Here is a 2,974-nt window from a genome sequence, read left to right as displayed (position 1 = left end):
GCAGCCCTTGCCCACGTCCCCGTACCCGCACACCACGGCCGTCTTGCCGCCGATCAGCACATCGGTGGCCCGGTTGATCCCGTCCACCAGCGAATGCCGGCACCCGTACTTGTTGTCGAACTTCGACTTCGTCACCGAGTCGTTCACATTGATCGCCGGGAACAACAGCGTCCCGTCCCGCTGCATCTCGTACAGACGGTGGACACCGGTGGTGGTCTCCTCCGTCACACCACGGATCTCGGAGGCGACGGCGGTCCAGTCGAGGGTGCTCGACTCCAGCAGGGCCCGTACGACAGCCAGTTCCTCGCTGCTCGCGGCGGGCAGCTCGCCCGTCTTCGCGTACGCGACGCCCTGGTGCACCAGGAGGGTGGCGTCACCGCCGTCGTCCAGGATCGTGTTCGGGCCGCCGGTGGGGCTGTCCGGCCAGGTCAGCGCCTGCTCGGTGCACCACCAGTACTCCTCCAGGGTCTCGCCCTTCCAGGCGAAGACCGGGATGCCCGCGGCGGCCACGGCGGCGGCCGCGTGGTCCTGCGTGGAGTAGATGTTGCAGGACGCCCAGCGGACCTTCGCCCCCAGCGCGACCAGGGTCTCGATCAGGACGGCCGTCTGCACGGTCATGTGCAGGGAGCCGGTGATCCGCGCGCCCTTGAGCGGCCGGCGCTCGGCGTACTCCTCGCGGATCGCCATCAGGCCCGGCATCTCGTGCTCGGCGAGGCTGATCTCCTTGCGGCCGAACTCGGCCAGGGAAAGGTCGGCGACCTTGAAATCCGCGAACTCAGCTGACACGGAGACTCCTTGAACTCATGACGTCGCGGTGGATGTCCAGGGCCGCGGTGGACTTGTTGAGGGTGATGTAGTGCAGGCCGGGCGCGCCCTCGGCGAGCAGGCGCTCGGCCATGCGGGTCGCGTGCTCGACCCCGACGCGGTGCCCGGCCGCCGCGTCCCCGCGCACCGCCTCCAGGCGGTGGGCGAGGTCCTCGGGGAAGGCCGCGTCGCTCAGCTCGGCGAAACGGCGGATCTGCCGTACGTCGGTCGCGGGCATGATCTCCGGGATGATCGGGACGTCGCAGCCGGCCGCGGTCACCCGGTCCCGCAGCCGCAGGTAGTCCTCCACGTCGAAGAACATCTGCGTGATCGCGTAGTCCGCGCCCGCCCGGCACTTGGCCACGAAGTGCGAGATGTCGGACCGCCAGTCGGCCGAACGCGGGTGCCTCTCCGGGAAGGCGGCCACCCCGATGGTGAAGTCGCCGAGTGAACGCACCAGTTCGACCAGCTGGTAGGCGTGCGTGAAGCCGTCCGGGTGCGGCACCCATGGGCCCTTGGGGTCGCCCGGCGGGTCGCCGCGCAGGGCGAGCACGTCCCGGATGCCGGCGTCGGCGTAGGCGCCGATGATGTGCCGCAGCTCGGCCACCGAGTGGCCCACCGCCGTCAGATGGGCCACCGGGCGCAGCGTGGTCTCCCGGGCGATGCGCCGGGTCACCTCGACGGTACGGTCCCGTGAGGAGCCCCCGGCGCCGTAGGTGACCGACACGAAGTCCGGGCGCAGCGACTCGACCCGGCGGACGGTGTCCCACAGGGTGCGCTCCCCGGCCGGGGTCTTCGGGGGGAAGAACTCGAAGGAGAAGGTCGTCACCGCTCGCCTCCCGCGTTGAAGTAGCTCGCCTCGGGGTGGTGCACGACGATGGCGTCCGTGGACTGCTCGGGGTGCAGCTGGAACTCCTCGGACAGGTGGACTCCGATGCGCTCCGGCCGCAGCAGCTCGGCGATCTTCGCCCGGTCCTCCAGGTTCGGGCAGGCCGGATAGCCCAGGGAGTAGCGGCACCCCTGGTAGGCGGTGCGGAACATGCCGTCCAGCGTGTCCGGGTCGCCGCCCGCGATCCGGAGCTCGGCGCGCACGCGGGCGTGCCAGTACTCGGCCAGCGCCTCGGCCAACTGCACGGACAGTCCGTGCAGTTCGAGGTAGTCGCGGTAGGAGTGCGACTCGAACAGCTTCGCCGTGGCCTCGCCGATCCGCGAGCCGACGGTGACGACCTGGAAGCCCACCACGTCCGTCTCGCCCGACTCCTCGGGCCGGAAGAAGTCGGCCAGGCACAGCCGGCGGCCGCGGCGCTGGCGCGGGAGGGTGAACCGGGTGCGCTCGTTGCCCTGTTCGTCGAGGATGATCAGGTCGTCGTTCTTGGAGACGCACGGGAAGTAGCCGTGGACGACCGCGGCCTCCAGCAGGTTCTCCGTCTGGAGCCGGTCGAGCAGGCCGCGCAGCCTGGGCCGGCCCTCGGTCTCCACCAGCTCCTCGTAGGTGGGCCCGGCGCCGGTGCGGGCCTGCTTCAGGCCCCACTGGCCCTTGAACAGGGCGCCCTCGTCCAGCCAGGAGGCGTACTCCTTGAGCTGGATGCCCTTGATCACGCGGGTGCCCCAGAAGGGCGGGGTGGGGATGGGGTTGTCGGTGGCGACGTCGGAGCGGACGTGGCCCTCCTCCGGGCGGTCCTCGATCTCGACGGTGGCGGCGCGGACGCGGCGGGGCCGCAGTTCGGGCAGCTTGGCGCCCGGCACGCCGCGCTTGACGCCGATGAGGGCGTCCATCAGACGCAGGCCCTCGAAGGCGTCACGGGCGTAGCGGACCTCGCCCTGGTAGATCTCGTGCAGGTCCTGCTCCACATACGCCCGGGTCAGCGCGGCGCCGCCGAGGATGACCGGGTAAGTGGCGGCCAGACCACGGGCGTTGAGCTCCTCCAGGTTCTCCTTCATGATCACCGTGGACTTGACCAGCAGGCCCGACATGCCGATGACGTCGGCCCTGTGCTCGTCGGCGGCCTCCAGGATCGCCGAGACCGGCTGCTTGATGCCCAGGTTGACCACGTTGTAGCCGTTGTTGGACAAGATGATGTCGACCAGGTTCTTGCCGATGTCGTGGACATCGCCCCGCACCGTGGCGAGCACGATCGTGCCCTTGCCGGCCTCGTCGGTCTTCTCCATG

The 2,974-nt window shown here is 70.3% G+C and carries 3 protein-coding genes; all 3 read right to left on the bottom strand.

Annotation, left to right across the window (positions count from 1 at the left end):
* The coding region (locus tag IE217_RS34270; protein ID WP_190181870.1) for an adenosylhomocysteinase at nucleotides 1-786 on the bottom strand (786 nt) is incomplete at its 3' end.
* The gene (gene metF / locus IE217_RS34265) at nucleotides 776-1,633 is read right to left on the bottom strand and encodes a methylenetetrahydrofolate reductase [NAD(P)H] (RefSeq protein ID WP_190181869.1); all 858 of its coding nucleotides are present in this window, start codon (nucleotides 1,631-1,633) and stop codon (nucleotides 776-778) included. The genes metF and IE217_RS34270, both read right to left, overlap by 11 nt.
* Nucleotides 1,630-2,974: vitamin B12 dependent-methionine synthase activation domain-containing protein (locus tag IE217_RS34260; RefSeq protein ID WP_190181868.1), on the bottom strand; the 1,345-nt coding region annotated here is incomplete at its 5' end. The genes metF and IE217_RS34260, both read right to left, overlap by 4 nt.

Source organism: Streptomyces naganishii JCM 4654, assembly GCF_014650575.1.
Classification (GTDB): domain Bacteria; phylum Actinomycetota; class Actinomycetes; order Streptomycetales; family Streptomycetaceae; genus Streptomyces; species Streptomyces naganishii.
This window is presented reverse-complemented; position numbering and strand designations above follow the sequence as displayed.